General features: G+C 45.8%; 17 protein-coding genes. 14 read left to right on the top strand and 3 right to left on the bottom strand.

Features of this window, described 5'->3' with window-relative positions; translation table 11 throughout:
- The first annotated feature begins 11 nt into the window (after positions 1-11).
- From iolE to P3L57_RS19875, 11 genes are all read left to right on the top strand, one after another.
- Positions 12-905 carry a myo-inosose-2 dehydratase gene (gene iolE / locus P3L57_RS19925; protein WP_069486681.1) on the top strand — a complete coding sequence of 298 codons (894 nt, stop codon included), beginning with the start codon at positions 12-14 and terminating at the stop codon, positions 903-905.
- Between the two features lie 14 nt (positions 906-919).
- Positions 920-2,239, top strand: a complete 1,320-nt coding sequence (locus tag P3L57_RS19920; protein WP_069486682.1) for an MFS transporter — start codon at positions 920-922, stop codon at positions 2,237-2,239.
- Between the two features lie 22 nt (positions 2,240-2,261).
- Positions 2,262-3,296, top strand: coding sequence for a bifunctional inositol 2-dehydrogenase/D-chiro-inositol 1-dehydrogenase (gene iolG / locus P3L57_RS19915; RefSeq protein WP_069486683.1), 1,035 nt, complete (start codon positions 2,262-2,264; stop codon positions 3,294-3,296).
- Between the two features lie 21 nt (positions 3,297-3,317).
- The gene (locus P3L57_RS19910) at positions 3,318-4,187 is read left to right on the top strand and encodes a sugar phosphate isomerase/epimerase family protein (RefSeq protein ID WP_059335278.1); all 870 of its coding nucleotides are present in this window, start codon (positions 3,318-3,320) and stop codon (positions 4,185-4,187) included.
- Between the two features lie 86 nt (positions 4,188-4,273).
- On the top strand, positions 4,274-5,110 hold the full coding sequence (gene iolI / locus P3L57_RS19905) for a 2-keto-myo-inositol isomerase (RefSeq protein ID WP_069486684.1): 837 nt from the start codon (positions 4,274-4,276) through the stop codon (positions 5,108-5,110).
- An 18-nt stretch (positions 5,111-5,128) separates the two neighbouring features.
- Positions 5,129-6,001 carry a 6-phospho-5-dehydro-2-deoxy-D-gluconate aldolase gene (gene iolJ / locus P3L57_RS19900; protein ID WP_069486685.1) on the top strand — a complete coding sequence of 291 codons (873 nt, stop codon included), beginning with the start codon at positions 5,129-5,131 and terminating at the stop codon, positions 5,999-6,001.
- 107 nt (positions 6,002-6,108) lie between these two features.
- Positions 6,109-6,798 (top strand): two-component system response regulator YxdJ, encoded by a 690-nt coding sequence (gene yxdJ, locus P3L57_RS19895; protein WP_044160083.1) that lies wholly within the window; start codon positions 6,109-6,111, stop codon positions 6,796-6,798.
- Complete coding sequence (yxdK, locus tag P3L57_RS19890; RefSeq protein ID WP_069486686.1) at positions 6,795-7,772, top strand: two-component system sensor histidine kinase YxdK; 978 nt, start codon at positions 6,795-6,797, stop codon at positions 7,770-7,772. Before yxdJ ends, yxdK begins: the two co-directional genes overlap by 4 nt.
- Positions 7,773-7,915: 143 nt before the next feature.
- Positions 7,916-8,689, top strand: a complete 774-nt coding sequence (yxdL, locus tag P3L57_RS19885; protein ID WP_015240899.1) for an ABC transporter ATP-binding protein YxdL — start codon at positions 7,916-7,918, stop codon at positions 8,687-8,689.
- Positions 8,664-10,532, top strand: coding sequence for an ABC transporter permease YxdM (gene yxdM, locus P3L57_RS19880; RefSeq protein ID WP_069486687.1), 1,869 nt, complete (start codon positions 8,664-8,666; stop codon positions 10,530-10,532). Before yxdL ends, yxdM begins: the two co-directional genes overlap by 26 nt.
- 12 nt (positions 10,533-10,544) lie before the next feature.
- A complete protein-coding gene (locus P3L57_RS19875) occupies positions 10,545-10,892 on the top strand; it encodes a YxeA family protein (protein WP_069486688.1) in 348 nt (115 codons plus the stop codon).
- Between the two features lie 38 nt (positions 10,893-10,930).
- Here the strand turns inward: P3L57_RS19875 and P3L57_RS19870 are convergent, their stop codons facing one another.
- Positions 10,931-11,896 (bottom strand): iron-hydroxamate ABC transporter substrate-binding protein, encoded by a 966-nt coding sequence (locus tag P3L57_RS19870; RefSeq protein WP_277617465.1) that lies wholly within the window; start codon positions 11,894-11,896, stop codon positions 10,931-10,933.
- Between the two features lie 174 nt (positions 11,897-12,070).
- Between P3L57_RS19870 and P3L57_RS19865 the strand changes: the two genes are divergently transcribed.
- Entirely contained in the window at positions 12,071-12,469 is a 399-nt protein-coding gene (locus P3L57_RS19865) for a hypothetical protein (protein WP_069486690.1), read from the top strand.
- Positions 12,470-12,511: 42 nt separating this feature from the next.
- Here P3L57_RS19865 and P3L57_RS19860 read toward each other — a convergent pair whose 3' ends face one another.
- Both P3L57_RS19860 and cotNE read right to left on the bottom strand, forming a co-directional pair.
- Positions 12,512-12,865 (bottom strand): hypothetical protein, encoded by a 354-nt coding sequence (locus tag P3L57_RS19860; RefSeq protein WP_059335272.1) that lies wholly within the window; start codon positions 12,863-12,865, stop codon positions 12,512-12,514.
- A gap of 246 nt (positions 12,866-13,111) precedes the next feature.
- Complete coding sequence (gene cotNE / locus P3L57_RS19855) at positions 13,112-13,477, bottom strand: inner spore coat protein CotNE (protein ID WP_044160076.1); 366 nt, start codon at positions 13,475-13,477, stop codon at positions 13,112-13,114.
- Between the two features lie 104 nt (positions 13,478-13,581).
- Here cotNE and P3L57_RS19850 point away from each other — a divergent pair, with 104 nt between their 5' ends.
- Entirely contained in the window at positions 13,582-14,004 is a 423-nt protein-coding gene (locus P3L57_RS19850; protein ID WP_069486691.1) for a DUF3255 family protein, read from the top strand.
- The gene (locus tag P3L57_RS19845; protein ID WP_069486692.1) at positions 13,994-14,554 is read left to right on the top strand and encodes a hypothetical protein; all 561 of its coding nucleotides are present in this window, start codon (positions 13,994-13,996) and stop codon (positions 14,552-14,554) included. The genes P3L57_RS19850 and P3L57_RS19845 overlap by 11 nt, the downstream gene beginning before the upstream one ends.
- The last annotated feature ends 26 nt before the right edge of the window (positions 14,555-14,580 follow it).

Genomic DNA, 14,580 nt, shown 5'->3' with positions numbered 1-14,580 from the left:
GAGGCATCATGATGAGCAAACATGAAATCCTGTGGGGGATTGCTCCCATTGGGTGGCGGAATGATGATATGCCTGAAATCGGCGCGGGAAATACACTTCAGCATTTGTTAAGTGATATTGTTGTCGCGCGTTTTCAAGGTACGGAAGTCGGGGGCTTTTTCCCCGAGCCTTCCATTCTTAATAAAGAGCTTAAGCTTCGGAATTTACGCATTGCGGGAAAATGGTTCAGCAGTTTTATTTTGCGTGACGGACTTGGTGAAGCGGCGAAGGCATTTACCCTGCATTGTGAGTATTTGCAGCAAGTCAATGCGGATGTCGCAGTTGTCTCTGAACAAACGTACAGCGTGCAAAGTCTGGAGAAAAACGTGTTCACAGAGAAGCCGCATTTTACTGATGAGGAATGGGAACGGCTTTGTGAAGGATTAAATCATCTTGGGAAAATTGCTAATCAGCATGGCTTAAAGCTGGTATATCATCACCATCTCGGCACCGGCGTCCAAACAGCGGCTGAAGTGGACCGCCTGATGGAGGGGACAGATCCTGCACATGTGCACCTCCTCTACGATACGGGCCATGCGTATATTTCTGACGGTGACTACATGGGCATGCTGAAAAAGCATATCGATCGCATTAAACATGTCCATTTTAAAGATGCCCGGCTGAATGTCATGGAAAAATGCAAACTCGAAGGGAAATCGTTTCAGCAAGCGTTTTTACAAGGCATGTTTACGGTTCCCGGTGACGGCTGCATTGATTTTAGAGACGTATATCAGCTGCTGTTAAAACACAATTATTCCGGATGGATCGTCATTGAAGCTGAACAGGACCCCGATGTCGCAAACCCGCTTGAGTATGCATTGATCGCGAGAAACTATATTGATGAGCAGTTGTTGGGTTTGGCGTAATGGGGACTGAATATATGGGCCATACCAATGCAGATTCGGCCTTCAATAAACGGACAATCGCGGCAGCATTGGCTAACTATATAGATGCCGGTTCGATTGTGGCTGGATCTGCTGGTTTATCGTTATGGGTCAGTTACCTGAAGCTGTCAGATACCCAAATCGGATTGCTCGGCGCATTGAGTGCGAATGCCATCTCTGCCGCTGTCGGTGCTTTGCTTGGGGGATTTTTGGCGGATAAAGTCGGGCGAAAAGCTGTTTATACGAACAGCATGCTGATTTATGCGCTGGGGATTTTTTTCGTCCTGTTTAGTGTTAACTTTCCCATGCTGTTAAGCGGTTACATGATTATCGGGCTATCAGTTGGCGCTGATATCACCGCCTCATGGACGATCATCGCGGAAAACGCGCCTAAGAAAAACCGGGCCCGCCACTGCGGGGTGGCACAGGTTGCGTGGGCCGCGGGGGCAGTCGCTGTTCTGCTTCTCTCTGTGTTGGTCGGTGATTTAGGTCTGTTGGGAAATAAAATTGTGTTTGCTCATCTGCTGGTGATTGCGCTGATTACGTACGTCCTCAGAATCAGGCTTCCTGAGTCAGACGCGTGGCAGCAGAAAAATAAGCCTGCAGACACACAGGCTGCAGAGAAGCCGGCTGTATTACACAAAACCTCGTATTTTGATTTGCTCAAGCCTAAGTATGTAAAAAGCATCCTGTTTTTAATGGGTGTGTACTTGGTTTGGAACTTAGCCGCCGGCGTTATGGGCTTCTTTATGCCTTACATTTATCAGCAGGTCGGCGGGGTATCTGCCAACATGGCAAATCTGTTGCAAATGGGTCTGTTTATCTTTACCGGTCTTGGGGTCGCTCTGATCTTTATGCCCTTTGCAGATCAATATAGAAAAACGGTTTTTGGAATCGCTGCTTTTATGGCCGTCATCGGCTGGACGCTGTTTCTGCTCCCGGTTGAAGGACTGCCGGTTCTGCTTCTGTTTATCGTGGTGATGGGGATCAATAACGGGGCCGGCCAGCAGGCGAACTATCAATTATGGGCCAGCGAAATTTTTCCTACTCAATACCGTGCTTCCGCACAAGGACTGATGTTTTTCCTTGTTCGTATCTCAATAGGGATTTGGAGTCTGTTTGTCCCAATGATTATCAGCCATTTCGGCATTGGAACGATGGCTGCAATTCTCCTCGGGTGTGTGACGGCCAGCATGATGATCGGGCTTCTTTTCGCGCCGAATACATCTGGCAAGTCGCTTGAACAAATTCAAGAGGAACTCTACGGATCGCCTCGGAGCCAAGTAAAGCAAGAAACAGAAAGCAAAATGATGTAACCAACAGAAGGAGTGGCTGTCAATGAGTTTACGTATTGGTGTTATTGGAACTGGAGCAATCGGAAAAGAACATATTAACCGCATCACAAACAAACTGTCCGGCGCAGAAATTGTAGCTGTAACGGATGTGAATCAAGAAGCCGCACAAAACGTCGTCGAGCACTACCAATTAAACGCAGCAGTATATCCTGATGATGACAGCCTTCTGGCAGATGAAAATGTAGACGCTGTCCTAGTGACAAGCTGGGGGCCTGCGCACGAATCGAGTGTGTTGAAAGCGATTAAAGCCCAGAAATATGTATTCTGTGAAAAGCCGCTTGCGACAACTGCTGAAGGATGCATGCGCATCGTCGAAGAGGAAATGAAAACGGGGAAACGCCTCGTTCAAGTCGGCTTTATGCGCCGTTATGACAGCGGTTACGTACAGATGAAAGAGGCGCTCGACAACAATGTCATCGGCGAGCCGCTCATGATTCACTGCGCGCACCGCAACCCAAATGTAGCTGATAACTATACAACGGATATGGCCGTTGTCGATACACTTGTTCATGAAATTGATGTGCTGCACTGGCTCGTCAATGATGACTACGAGTCCGTTCAAGTCATCTATCCGAAAAAATCAAAAAATGCCCTGCCGCACTTAAAAGATCCGCAAATCGTAGTCATTGAAACAAAAGGCGGTATCGTTATCAATGCTGAAATCTATGTGAACTGTAAATACGGCTATGACATTCAATGTGAGATCGTTGGAGAAGATGGCATCATCAAGCTTCCTGAACCATCAAGCATCAGTATGAGAAAAGAAGGCAAATTCAGCACAAATATCCTGATGGATTGGCAGAGACGCTTTGTGGACGCGTACGATGTGGAAATCCAAGACTTCATTGATACGATCCAGAAAAAAGGCGAAGTCAGCGGGCCGACGGCTTGGGACGGCTATATTGCTGCCGTTACGACTGACGCGTGTGTAAAAGCCCAGGAATCTGGACAAAAAGAAAAGGTTGAATTGAAGGAAAAACCGGAATTCTATCAATCTTTTACAACAGTTGAAAACTAGGAATATGGAGGAGTGAAAAAAATGAAATTAGCATTGGATCCATCGATGTATCGAGATGATTTAACGTTGGAGGAAATGGTCTATAAAACGGCGGAGCTTGGCTATGAATATATCGAACTTTCCCCGCGCGAGGATTTTTGTCCATTCTATAAATATCCGAAAGTCGATTCAGCAAAGATCAAACAATTAAAGCGGCTTTTAAGGGATACAGGTGTTAAGCTTTCATCACTCCTTCCGCTTTACCATTGGGCGGGTCCTGAAGAAGACCGCCGCCAGGCTGCGGTGCGCAACTGGAAAAGGGCGATCGAAATTGCGGTTGAACTTGAAGTGGATTTGATGAACAGTGAATTCAGCGGTTCAAAATATGATCCTTTAACAAGCGAAGAAAAATTTATCAAATCCATGGATGAGCTTCTGCCAGTATTTGAAAAGGAAGGCATTAAACTCAATCTTCAAGCTCATCCGTACGATTTTATCGAAACGCACAAAGGTGCGATGGATATGATCCGCGCGCTTGACAAGGATTGGATCAACCTTGTCTACTCGACTGCGCATACGTTCTTCTATGATGACGGAAAAGGCGATATCGCGACCATGTTTGACGAAGCCGGCGACCGTCTCACACACGTTTTATTTGCAGATACCTTTAATCATAAAGCGGCTCACGGCCTGCGTTACATCGTCAATCCGCCTGACGCGAAAGTAACGGTTCACCAGCATTTGGACATTGGTCAAGGCGAGGTTGATTTTGATACGATTTTCAGAAAACTGAGAGAGATGAAGTTCGACGGAATTGCGACGAATGCCGTGTTTGCTTGGGTCGACGAAAGAGCGGATGAATCAAGCCGATTTATGCTTAAAAAAATGAAAGAAGAATTAGGTCTGGCATAAGCTGAGCATGGAGTTCGGCGGGATATGGCGAACAGCCTTCCTGCCGAACTCCCTTCATATCTAACACGCAGATGGGGGAGTCTGACATGAAACTTTGTTTTAATGAAGCAACTACATTGGAAAACTCAAATCTTAAACAGGATTTAGAGCTATGCGAAAAGCATGGCTATGATTATATTGAAATCCGCACAATGGATAAGCTGCCGGAGTACTTAAAAGACCATTCATTGGCCGATCTTGCGGAATACTTTCAAACCCATCACATTAAACCGCTTGCCTTAAACGCACTCGTTTTCTTCAATAACCGTGATGAAAAGGGCTATCAGGAGATCATCGCTGAATTTAAGGGCATGATGGAAACCTGCAAAACCCTCGGTGTGAAATATGTGGTGGCCGTTCCGCTTGTGACAGAGCAGAAAATCTTAAAAGAAGAGATCAAAAAGAGCTGTGTAGAGGTTCTGACTGAGCTTTCTGATATCGCCGAACTGTACGGCGTAAAAATCGCCCTTGAATTTGTCGGACATCCGCAATGTACGGTCAATACATTTGAACAGGCGTATGACATCATCAATACTGTCAGCCGCGACAATGTCGGGCTTGTCTTTGACAGCTTCCACTTCCATGCGATGGGATCAAATATGGAAAGCTTAAAGCAGGCGGACGGGAAGAAAATCTTTATTTATCATATTGACGATACGGAAGATTTCCCAATCGGCTTTTTAACGGATGAAGATCGCGTATGGCCCGGCCAAGGGGCGATTGACTTGGATGCCCACTTATCAGCCCTCAAGGAAATCGGCTTCTCTGATGTGGTATCCGTTGAGCTGTTCCGGCCTGAATACTATAAGCTCAGTGCGGAAGAAACGATTCAAACAGCGAAAGAAACTACAATCGATGCGGTATCAAAATATTTCAGCATGTAATGTAAAGGAGGGGTGAACATGGCTTTTGTATCGATGAAAGAGCTTCTTGAAGATGCAAAGCGGGAGCAATACGCGATCGGGCAGTTTAATATCAACGGCCTGCAGTGGACGAAGGCGATTTTGCAGGCGGCAGAGGAAGAACAGTCACCTGTGATCGCGGCGGCATCGGATCGGTTAATCGACTATCTAGGCGGATTTAAAACCGTAGCCGCGATGGTCAATGCGCTGATTGAAGAATTATCAATCACCGTTCCCGTTGTGCTTCACCTTGATCACGGAAGCAGTGTGGAGCGCTGCAAACAAGCGATTGACGCGGGATTTAGTTCAGTGATGATTGACGGGTCACATCAGCCGATTGACGAGAATATTGCGATGACAAAAGAAGTCACCGATTATGCCGCAAAGCACGGCGTGTCAGTAGAAGCCGAAGTCGGCACGGTCGGCGGAATGGAAGATGGACTGGTCGGCGGGGTCCGCTATGCCGATATCACGGAATGTGAGCGGATCGTTAAAGAAACCAATATCGACGCGCTGGCCGCCGCCCTCGGCTCTGTACACGGCAAATATCAGGGTGAGCCGAATCTCGGATTTAAGGAAATGGAGGCTATCTCCCGCATGACTGATATTCCTCTCGTTCTTCACGGGGCATCCGGGATTCCGCAGGATCAGATCAAAAAAGCCATCACGCTCGGCCACGCGAAGATCAATATCAATACGGAATGTATGGTAGCCTGGACAAACGAAACACGCCGCATGTTTCAGGAAAACAGCGATCTGTACGAACCGCGCGGCTATATGACACCCGGCATTGAAGCTGTGGAAGAGACAGTGCGAAGCAAAATGAGAGAGTTTGGATCAGCCGGTAAAGCAGCTAAGCAGCAGGTCGGCTGAAGAGACCTGAAACCGCCGAGATGGCGGTTTTTTTGTGCGGTGTTGCGTCCGTACCCCTGAAACGATTATGATGATGGCAGCAGTGTAAGAAACGGGAGTGGTTCAGTTTGAATAAAATCATGATTGTGGAAGACAGTGAAGACATTCGCGGACTATTGCAGAATTATCTAGAAAAATACGGATACCAAACCGTGGTCGCCGCAGATTTCACGGCTGTTCTTGATGTCTTTTTGCGGGAAAAGCCTGATGTGGTGCTGCTTGATATCAACCTGCCGTCCTATGACGGCTATTATTGGTGCCGCCAAATCCGCCAGCACTCCACAAGCCCGATCATTTTCATTTCAGCCAGAAGCGGGGAAATGGATCAGGTGATGGCGATTGAAAACGGCGGAGACGATTATATCGAAAAACCGTTTTCTTATGATATTGTGCTGGCGAAAATCAAAAGCCAGATTCGCAGGGCATACGGAGAGTACGCCGCCAAGCAGGGAGAGAAAGTGATTGAATATGCCGGTGTGCAGCTCTTTGTGGAACGGTTTGAACTGCGCTTTCAGGACGAAAAAAGCGAGCTTTCTAAAAAAGAAAGTAAGCTTTTGGAAGTGCTGCTGGAGCGGGGAGAAAAGGTGACGGGTCGTGACCGTCTCATGGAAAAAACGTGGGACACCGACATTTTCGTCGATGATAATACACTTAACGTGTATATCACGCGGCTCAGAAAAAAACTGCGGGAGCTGAATGCGCCTGTATCGATTGAATCGGTGCGGGGCGAAGGCTACCAGCTGAGGATGCAGTCATGAAGCTGTTTCTCCGGTCTCATGCCGTGCTGATTCTGCTTTTTCTCCTTCAAGGGCTGTTTGTCTTCTTTTATTACTGGTTTGCGGGTCTTCATTCTTTTTCTCACTTGTTTTACATATTGGGCGTGCAGCTTCTTATTTTGGCGGGCTATCTTGCCTATCGCTGGTACAAAGACCGCGGCGTGTATCATTGGCTCAGTTCAGGACAGGAAGGGACGGACATTCCGTATCTCGGTTCTTCAGTGTTTTGTTCAGAGCTGTATGAAAAGCAGATGGAGCTGATTCGGCTTCAGCACCAGAAGCTCCATGAGACCGAAGCCAAGCTTGACGCTCGGGTGACGTATATGAATCAATGGGTGCATCAAGTAAAGACGCCGCTGTCGGTCATTAATTTAATCATTCAGGAAGAGGATGAGCCCGTTTTTGAACAAATCAAAAAAGAAGTCCGGCAGATTGAATTCGGGCTGGAGACGCTTCTTTATTCATCAAGGCTCGACCTGTTTGAGCGGGATTTTAAAGTTGAAGCAGTTTCCCTGTCCGAGCTTCTCCAATCAGTCATTCAAAGCTATAAACGATTTTTTATTCAATACCGCGTTTATCCGAAAATGAACATTTGCGATGATCATCAGATTTACACCGATGCAAAATGGCTTAAATTTGCGATCGGCCAAGTGGTCACAAATGCGGTCAAGTATTCAGCGGGCAAGAGTGACAGACTTGAGCTGAATGTCTCCCGCGATGAAGACAGGACGGTGCTTGAAGTCAAAGATTACGGTGTCGGGATTCCCTCCCAAGACATCAAGCGGGTGTTTGACCCTTATTACACCGGTGAAAACGGGCGGCGTTACCAAGAATCTACGGGAATCGGCCTCCATCTCGTCAAAGAAATTACGGACAAGCTCAATCATACGGTGGACATCAGCTCGTCTCCCGGTGAAGGGACATCAGTTCGATTTTCATTTCTTACAAAAATGTAAGGCTGCGTTAAGAAAACAACATAGCTCGTTTTGTGTCCCCTTGATAACATGGATTTATGTCAAGGGGATTTTTATGTTGAACGCCCCGGCACTACATGAAAGCAGCCCAGACCAGCAAGAATAAAACCATAAGGAGGATTCTCATGGCGAATATGCTTGAAGTCAAACATATAAATAAAACCTATAAAGGACAAGTGTCCTATCAAGCTTTAAAACAAATTTCGTTTTCAATAGAAGAAGGCGGGTTCACGGCGGTGATGGGACCGTCCGGGTCAGGAAAAACAACACTTTTGAATATCATTTCAACGATCGACAGGCCGGATTCAGGCGATATCCTGATTCACGGAGAAAACCCGCACCGGCTGAAGCGGACAAAGCTCGCTCATTTCCGCCGCAAGCAGCTCGGATTTGTGTTTCAGGATTTCAACCTTCTGGACACGCTGACGATCGGTGAAAATATCATGCTGCCGTTAACGCTTGAAAAAGAAGCGCCGTCTGTCATGGAAGAAAAACTGCACGGCATCGCGGCAAAGCTCGGAATCGAAGACCTGCTCAACAAACGGACGTTTGAAGTGTCCGGAGGCCAGCGCCAGCGGGCCGCCATCGCAAGAGCGGTCATTCATAAGCCGTCACTCATCCTGGCCGATGAACCGACGGGAAACCTTGATTCCAAAGCGTCAAAAGACGTCATGGAAACGATGCAGAGCCTGAATCAGGATGATCATGTCACGGCTTTGATGGTGACCCACGATCCTGTTGCGGCAAGCTACTGCCGCCGCGTCATCTTTATAAAAGACGGTGAACTGTTTAATGAGATTTACCGCGGGGAAAACCGCCAAGTATTTTATGAACAAATTCTCGATGTGCTGTCTATGCTGGGGGGAAACGCAAATGACCTTTCTTCAGTTCGCTTATAAAAACGTCACGAGAAACAAAAGGGCCTATCTTGCATTCTTTTTAAGCAGCGCCTTTTCCGTGTTGATTTTCTTTACCTTTGCGATGTTCCTGTTTCATCCGGCATTAAAGGAAGGCTATCTAAATAACATCGCCAAAAAAGGCCTAACCGCCGCGGAATGGATGATCTTTGTTTTTTCTTTCTTATTTGTTCTGTATTCGGTTAATGCATTTTTGAAATCGAGAAATAAAGAATTCGGCATTTTGCTTATGCAGGGTATTACGCCGGGACAGCTGAGAAAGCTCATTACGGCGGAAAATATGATCATCGGCGTCATGTCAATTGCAGCCGGGATTATCGGAGGATTCATTTTTTCAAAGACGTTCTTTACGGTCGGCGCTTATATTTTAGAAATGGACGCGCTGCCTTTGTATATGCCTTGGAAAGCGCTCGGTATTACGGCCTGCGGATTTCTGCTCTTATTTTTCTTTTTATCGCAGTTTACGATCCTTTTTGTCAGATCAAATACGGTTATCAAATTAATAAAGGGCACTGACAAGGTTAAACCGGAGCCTAAGCCGTCCGTGCTACTGTCCTTATTCGGCATCGCCTGTCTGTGCGGCGGGTACGGCATGGTCCTTAAAGGTAATGTCCACGGGGCCGAGCCGTTTATCATTTTACTGCTCACCGTCATCGGAACGTATTTCTTTTTCAGCCAAAGCAGCATCTGGATTCTGCGCGCGCTGAAGAAGTGGAAAACCTTTTATCTGCGCGGGAAAAACGTCATTTGGGTTTCTGACCTTGTCTATCGTTTAAAAGACAACGCCCGCCTGTTCTTTATTGTCAGCATTATTTCAGCGGTTGCGTTTACTGCGACAGGCGTGCTCGCGATGTACAAATCGACCGTCGGGGCGGAAGAGTCCGCTTATGAAATGGAGTATTTATCTTACAGCAACAATCCAAAAGAACAGACTCATTTGAAAAAAATTGACCATGAACTGAAAACACACGGCTTTACGTATAAGAAAGACAAAATAGATGTTTCTTATGTTCGCTATCAGGAAGGAGAAACTGTCCCCCCTGTTTACATGATCAGCGAATCGGATGTATCAAAATACTTCCATGTTAAGCTGAGCGGCCTGAAACATGATGAGGCTGTCTATTTCCCGGGCACGTATGACCGCAATTTCAAAAACAAAGCGCCGAATCAGCTGAAGCTGCTGAACCAAAAAGGCAAGCCGGCCGGACAAAAATTGTCAGTAAAAGAAGTCAAAAAACCGCTGATCTCATTGAATGCCATCATCGCGGTGAACGATCAAACCTTTGATCAGCTCAAATCACTCGGTGATAAAGCGTCATTATACGGCTACAGCTACGATCATTGGAAAGACAGTCTTGGGATCAGCCAATCCTTGAAAAATGAGATTTACGGCAACTATATTGATGTGCATTCTGATTTTATGGCAAAAGCCGGCACCTACTATGATACGGTGCAGCTGCCGAGCTTAAGTTTATTCATCGGCCTGTTTATCGCGATCGTCTTCTTTGTCGCGGCAGCAAGTTTCTTATATTTCAGGCTGTTCACCGATTTAGAAGAAGATCGGGAGCGCTACCGTTCGCTGGCCAAAATCGGTTTGAGTGAGCGTGAGATGTCACAAAGCGTGACGATACAATTAGCGATTCTCTTTTTCTTTCCATTTGTCATTGCTGTTATGCATACGCTGTTTGCCTTGAGAACATTGGCTGTGGAAGGCTATTCCGATGTAGCGGGACCGCTCAGTCTCACCATCGGAGGGTTTTTCCTTTTTCAGCTTCTATTCTTCCTCGCGGTGCGGTCAAGCTATTTGAAAAAAATGAACAAGTAGGGGAGTGCAAAGATGAAAAAAGCAATGGCGATCCTGGCCGTCTTGGCGGCTGCTGCCGTCATATGCGGGCTTCTCTTTTTTCATAACGATGTTACAGACAGATTTAATCCGTTTATTCACCAGCAAGATGTCTATGTGCAGATTGATCGAGATGGCAAACATCTTAGCCCAGGCGGTACTGAGTATACATTAGACGGATACAATGCATCCGGAAAAAAAGAAGAAGTGACCTTTTTCGCCGGCAAAGAGCTTCGGAAGAACGCGTATTTGAAGGTGAAGGCGAAAGGAAAGTATGTCGAGACCTGGGAAGAAGTCAAGTTTGAAGATATGGCGGACTCCGTACAGTCAAAATTAAAGTGAATCAAAAAACGGCACAGCGTCATGACTGTGCCGTTTTTTTATTTTTTATTTTCTTCGGCCCGTTTGATCAGCATGTCGGTGATGATATCCACCTGTTTGCTGACAGAAATCGGATCGTACGGATAGAAGGTGTCAAAATCATTCATAAACACACGGTTATGTTTCACAGCGTCTAGGTTTTTCCAAATGGAGGATTCCTTCAGCTTGTCGAGTGTTTTGCTTTCGCCTTTCGGATTGTAGTCCGTAATGAACATATAATCTGCGGCATACTCAGGGATCACTTCTTGGGAGAGCTGTTTCATCTCGCCTTTTTTGATGACATCTTGTTCAATCTTTTCAGACGCTTTTAATCCAAGCGCGTTGTATACAGCTTGGCCGCCGCGACCGCCATTGTCATTGAAGACCCAGAATTCGCCCTTGTCCGTGTTTTCATAAATGCCGAAGGTCGCATCTTTGTCGATGACGCCGGCTATTTTCTTTTTGGCTGCTTCCGCTTTTTTGTTAAAGTCAGCCATAAATGATTTTGCTTTATTCTTGGCGCCCGCAATATCTCCGAACATTGCAACGGTATCTTCGACGTTTTTCGCTGTGTTATAAGGAACGACAACGGTTGGAGCGATTTTCTTTAATTTATCGACATTCTCTTCATTCATGACAACAATTAAGTCAGGCTGAAGCTCCATTACTTTCTCAACGCTGATCGGATCACCGACATCCTTTACATCTTTCAGCTTTGATTTTAAAAATGGATTATCAAATGACCATGAGCCCGAGCCGACCACATTTGCCCCAACAGACAGCAATTCCCCAGCATAAAAATCAGTGACGATGCGTTTCGGATGTGCAGGAATGTTGACGTTCCCTTTTGTTGATTTGTATGTTCTCATTTCTGTCTTTTCGGAAGCGGAATCACTTGAGCTTCCTTTCGAAGCCGTGCCGCTGCAAGCGCTGGCAAACATGATAAGCAGCACAAGCATGCCAACGAGCAATGTGTTCTTTTTCATCAAGAACCCTCCAATATGTATGTTGATCGATTAGTAATGATTATCATTATCAATTAATAATATAGCAAGAAACCTGTGCCCCGTCTATCACTATTTTAATAGGAGAAAGTTTTTGTTATACAAGTGACGCGGTATTCTTAATCGATTATTATAGGTAAAAAGGAGGAGGAAAATATGGAAATCACAAAAAGAGGTGCCGCATGGGAATGGCTTCATAGCTGGTGGATGCTGTTTATTTTCATGCCTTTTGCCATTACCAGTTTTTTTGCCTTTTTATTTATTGGCATCAAGGTTAGAAATAAAAAGTGGATCATATACGGAATCATTTATTTTTTCGTATTTGCGTTTGCTTTCGTGCTGCCTGATCCGCCCGGATTGCTTATTGTGCTCCCGTTGTGGGCTGTGACGATTATTCACGGTTTTAAAGTGCGTCCGCTGTATCTGATTCAGCTGGATGTCTACAAAGACAATGTGGAGGCACGGGCCTTTGCTGAGGCAAGAAGTGAAGCCGAGAGCAGATTTCATGCACCGAAACAGTCTATTCAAGATATACATATTCGCAAAGAACAGTAAGAAAAAAGCTCAACACTCGCATTGTGTTGAGCTTTTTATATGTTACTGCTGGTAGGATTGCTGCTGAAATGGCGTGTTTTGGCCGAATGGAAGTGTAGACACATTCGTATTCATGACGCTGGATTGTCCAGTAAGTTCCTGCTGCATTTGGTTGCACATGTTGACAACCTGCTGGCATTTTTGAATGGCTGTGTCATGTCCATGCAGCGCTTGCTGAATGGTATGTGCAGCTTGTTGTTCGTGGTTTAGAATCTGTTGCAGCATTTGGATGTTTTGCTGCTCCTGATGAAGCATTTGGCGATATTGGTTGCTGCTTTGCTGTGTTTGCTGAATAAGCTGCTGAGCTGTCTGGCGGCACTGGTTCAGCTGCTGCAGGCTGTGTTGCGTATTGTGCATAAATGACCCCTCCGTATGTTCAATTGACATTTGTCGGTATTATCATGCGACCCGAACCAAAAGAAATTCTGCAAAAGGGGAACTACAATTATTTTCCTTACCCCCTCTATCTTTGAATGAAATCGGCAAAGATTGTATACTTGTAAAAACCCTTTTTATGTAAATGTCCCGCTCTGCACATAAGAATAGCGGAAAACGAAACTCCGACATCTGGAGAATCGTATTCCGCTTTTTTCTTTTCTTGCTTCAGAAACCGCCTTCGCCCGCAGTAAATGGGATATTTAATCTGTTTTCTACGGCGCGGAGGCGCTGATTGAGCCGGTTTAAGCGGCGTGTATGGCGTTCAACAGTCTGGCTTAGCTGATTGACCTGATCGGCCAATCTTGCAATTTCCCGGTTTTGACGGCGATCCTCATTCGACAGACGGGTTAATTCTCTTGTCTGCTGTTCGTTTTGCCGTTCAAGAGCAGCGATTCTTCTTTCCAATGCCGGCTGTCTGTCCGTCTGGTATGGCTGGTATACATCCTGCTCCGGATATGGATTGTATTCATATTGGCTATAGTAGGGTTCCTGCTGAGGGAGCTGCGGGCTGTAATATTGATAAGGGTTCATGTAATCAATCTCCTTAAAAAGAAATGTGGGTGAATTCCTTATAATCTATGTAGTCATTGGCACAGTGACACGGCATTCGCCTAAAAAAGTAAGAAAGGACGGTGATGACGCTGAGCAGAAAAGGACCTGTTATTGTGTTCCTGTCTGCTGTATGTCTCATCATTTCGGGCTGTCAGCAGCCAAAAGACGAGACGCCGTTTTATTACGGAACTTGGGATGAGTGCATTATCCCCGGTCCCATGGATGGCGTGAAATCAGCAACGGTCACATTTACCAAAGACAAGGTGCTCGAGACGGAGGTGATTGAAGGGAGAGGAGAGGTGCAGCTGCCCTTTATGGAATACAAGGTAATATCTCAAAGCGCTGACGGTTCCATTGAGATCCAGTACCTTGGCTCCTATTATCCGCTCAAAAGCAAACTGAAAAGAGGGAAAGACGGGACGTTGATATGGGAGCAAAATGGTCAGGAAAAAACGATGACTAGAATCGAGTCAAAGGCCCGCAAGGAGGAGAAACATGAGAAATAAAAAAGCGGAAAGACTGGTGTTAACAGGCCTTATTTTACATATCATTCAATGGTTGTTGGTATTATGGGCTTTTCTCAAAATCAAACATTTATTTAGTGACTATACAATCTACAATCCGAATGTCATAAACGGAACGATGCAGTCGTTATCGTTTATGCAAATGCTGCGTTCTATGATGTACTCGGGCGCCATGGTGAATTATGTTCTATTTTTTGTGATTGCATTGCTTATCTATTGTTTAGTGCTTCATGGGGTCATGATTGTTCTGGAAATGGCTGCTTATGTGATGATCAGACGGAATCCTTCATCTTCATGGGCATATTTTTTGGCGGCGGCGGGTGTGAAGCTTGCAATCTTAAATATCACGGGTATTCCATTTTTAGCTGCCGGCTTCCTGCTGATGAAACAGAAACAAGCAGAAAGCGGCGAAAAGGGTGAAGAACGAAAGCGAAAGCCGCGCACGCGGATCCGGAGACAAGGCAGACGTCTAAACAGAAACAGGAGAAAATCATCGCTTTCAGTTGAATATCAAAAAGAAAAAACGATATGATGGGACTATAGCCTGAAAACGACACG

The organism is Bacillus sp. B28 (assembly GCF_029536185.1).
GTDB lineage: Bacteria > Bacillota > Bacilli > Bacillales > Bacillaceae > Bacillus > Bacillus halotolerans.
Note: the sequence above shows the minus strand (reverse complement) of the source record. Positions and strands in the feature narration are given on the sequence as shown.

Coding starts and splice junctions, on each gene's coding strand:
- iolE (WP_069486681.1), top strand. CDS start 12: ATGAGCAAACATGAAATCCTGTGGGGGATTGCTCCCATTGGGTGGCGG.
- P3L57_RS19850 (WP_069486691.1), top strand. CDS start 13,582: ATGACGCTGAGCAGAAAAGGACCTGTTATTGTGTTCCTGTCTGCTGTA.
- yxdM (WP_069486687.1), top strand. CDS start 8,664: ATGACCTTTCTTCAGTTCGCTTATAAAAACGTCACGAGAAACAAAAGG.
- cotNE (WP_044160076.1), bottom strand. CDS start 13,477: ATGAACCCTTATCAATATTACAGCCCGCAGCTCCCTCAGCAGGAACCC.
- P3L57_RS19875 (WP_069486688.1), top strand. CDS start 10,545: ATGAAAAAAGCAATGGCGATCCTGGCCGTCTTGGCGGCTGCTGCCGTC.
- iolJ (WP_069486685.1), top strand. CDS start 5,129: ATGGCTTTTGTATCGATGAAAGAGCTTCTTGAAGATGCAAAGCGGGAG.
- iolI (WP_069486684.1), top strand. CDS start 4,274: ATGAAACTTTGTTTTAATGAAGCAACTACATTGGAAAACTCAAATCTT.
- P3L57_RS19920 (WP_069486682.1), top strand. CDS start 920: ATGGGCCATACCAATGCAGATTCGGCCTTCAATAAACGGACAATCGCG.
- P3L57_RS19845 (WP_069486692.1), top strand. CDS start 13,994: ATGAGAAATAAAAAAGCGGAAAGACTGGTGTTAACAGGCCTTATTTTA.
- yxdK (WP_069486686.1), top strand. CDS start 6,795: ATGAAGCTGTTTCTCCGGTCTCATGCCGTGCTGATTCTGCTTTTTCTC.
- P3L57_RS19910 (WP_059335278.1), top strand. CDS start 3,318: ATGAAATTAGCATTGGATCCATCGATGTATCGAGATGATTTAACGTTG.
- P3L57_RS19865 (WP_069486690.1), top strand. CDS start 12,071: ATGGAAATCACAAAAAGAGGTGCCGCATGGGAATGGCTTCATAGCTGG.
- yxdL (WP_015240899.1), top strand. CDS start 7,916: ATGGCGAATATGCTTGAAGTCAAACATATAAATAAAACCTATAAAGGA.
- iolG (WP_069486683.1), top strand. CDS start 2,262: ATGAGTTTACGTATTGGTGTTATTGGAACTGGAGCAATCGGAAAAGAA.
- P3L57_RS19870 (WP_277617465.1), bottom strand. CDS start 11,896: ATGAAAAAGAACACATTGCTCGTTGGCATGCTTGTGCTGCTTATCATG.
- P3L57_RS19860 (WP_059335272.1), bottom strand. CDS start 12,865: ATGCACAATACGCAACACAGCCTGCAGCAGCTGAACCAGTGCCGCCAG.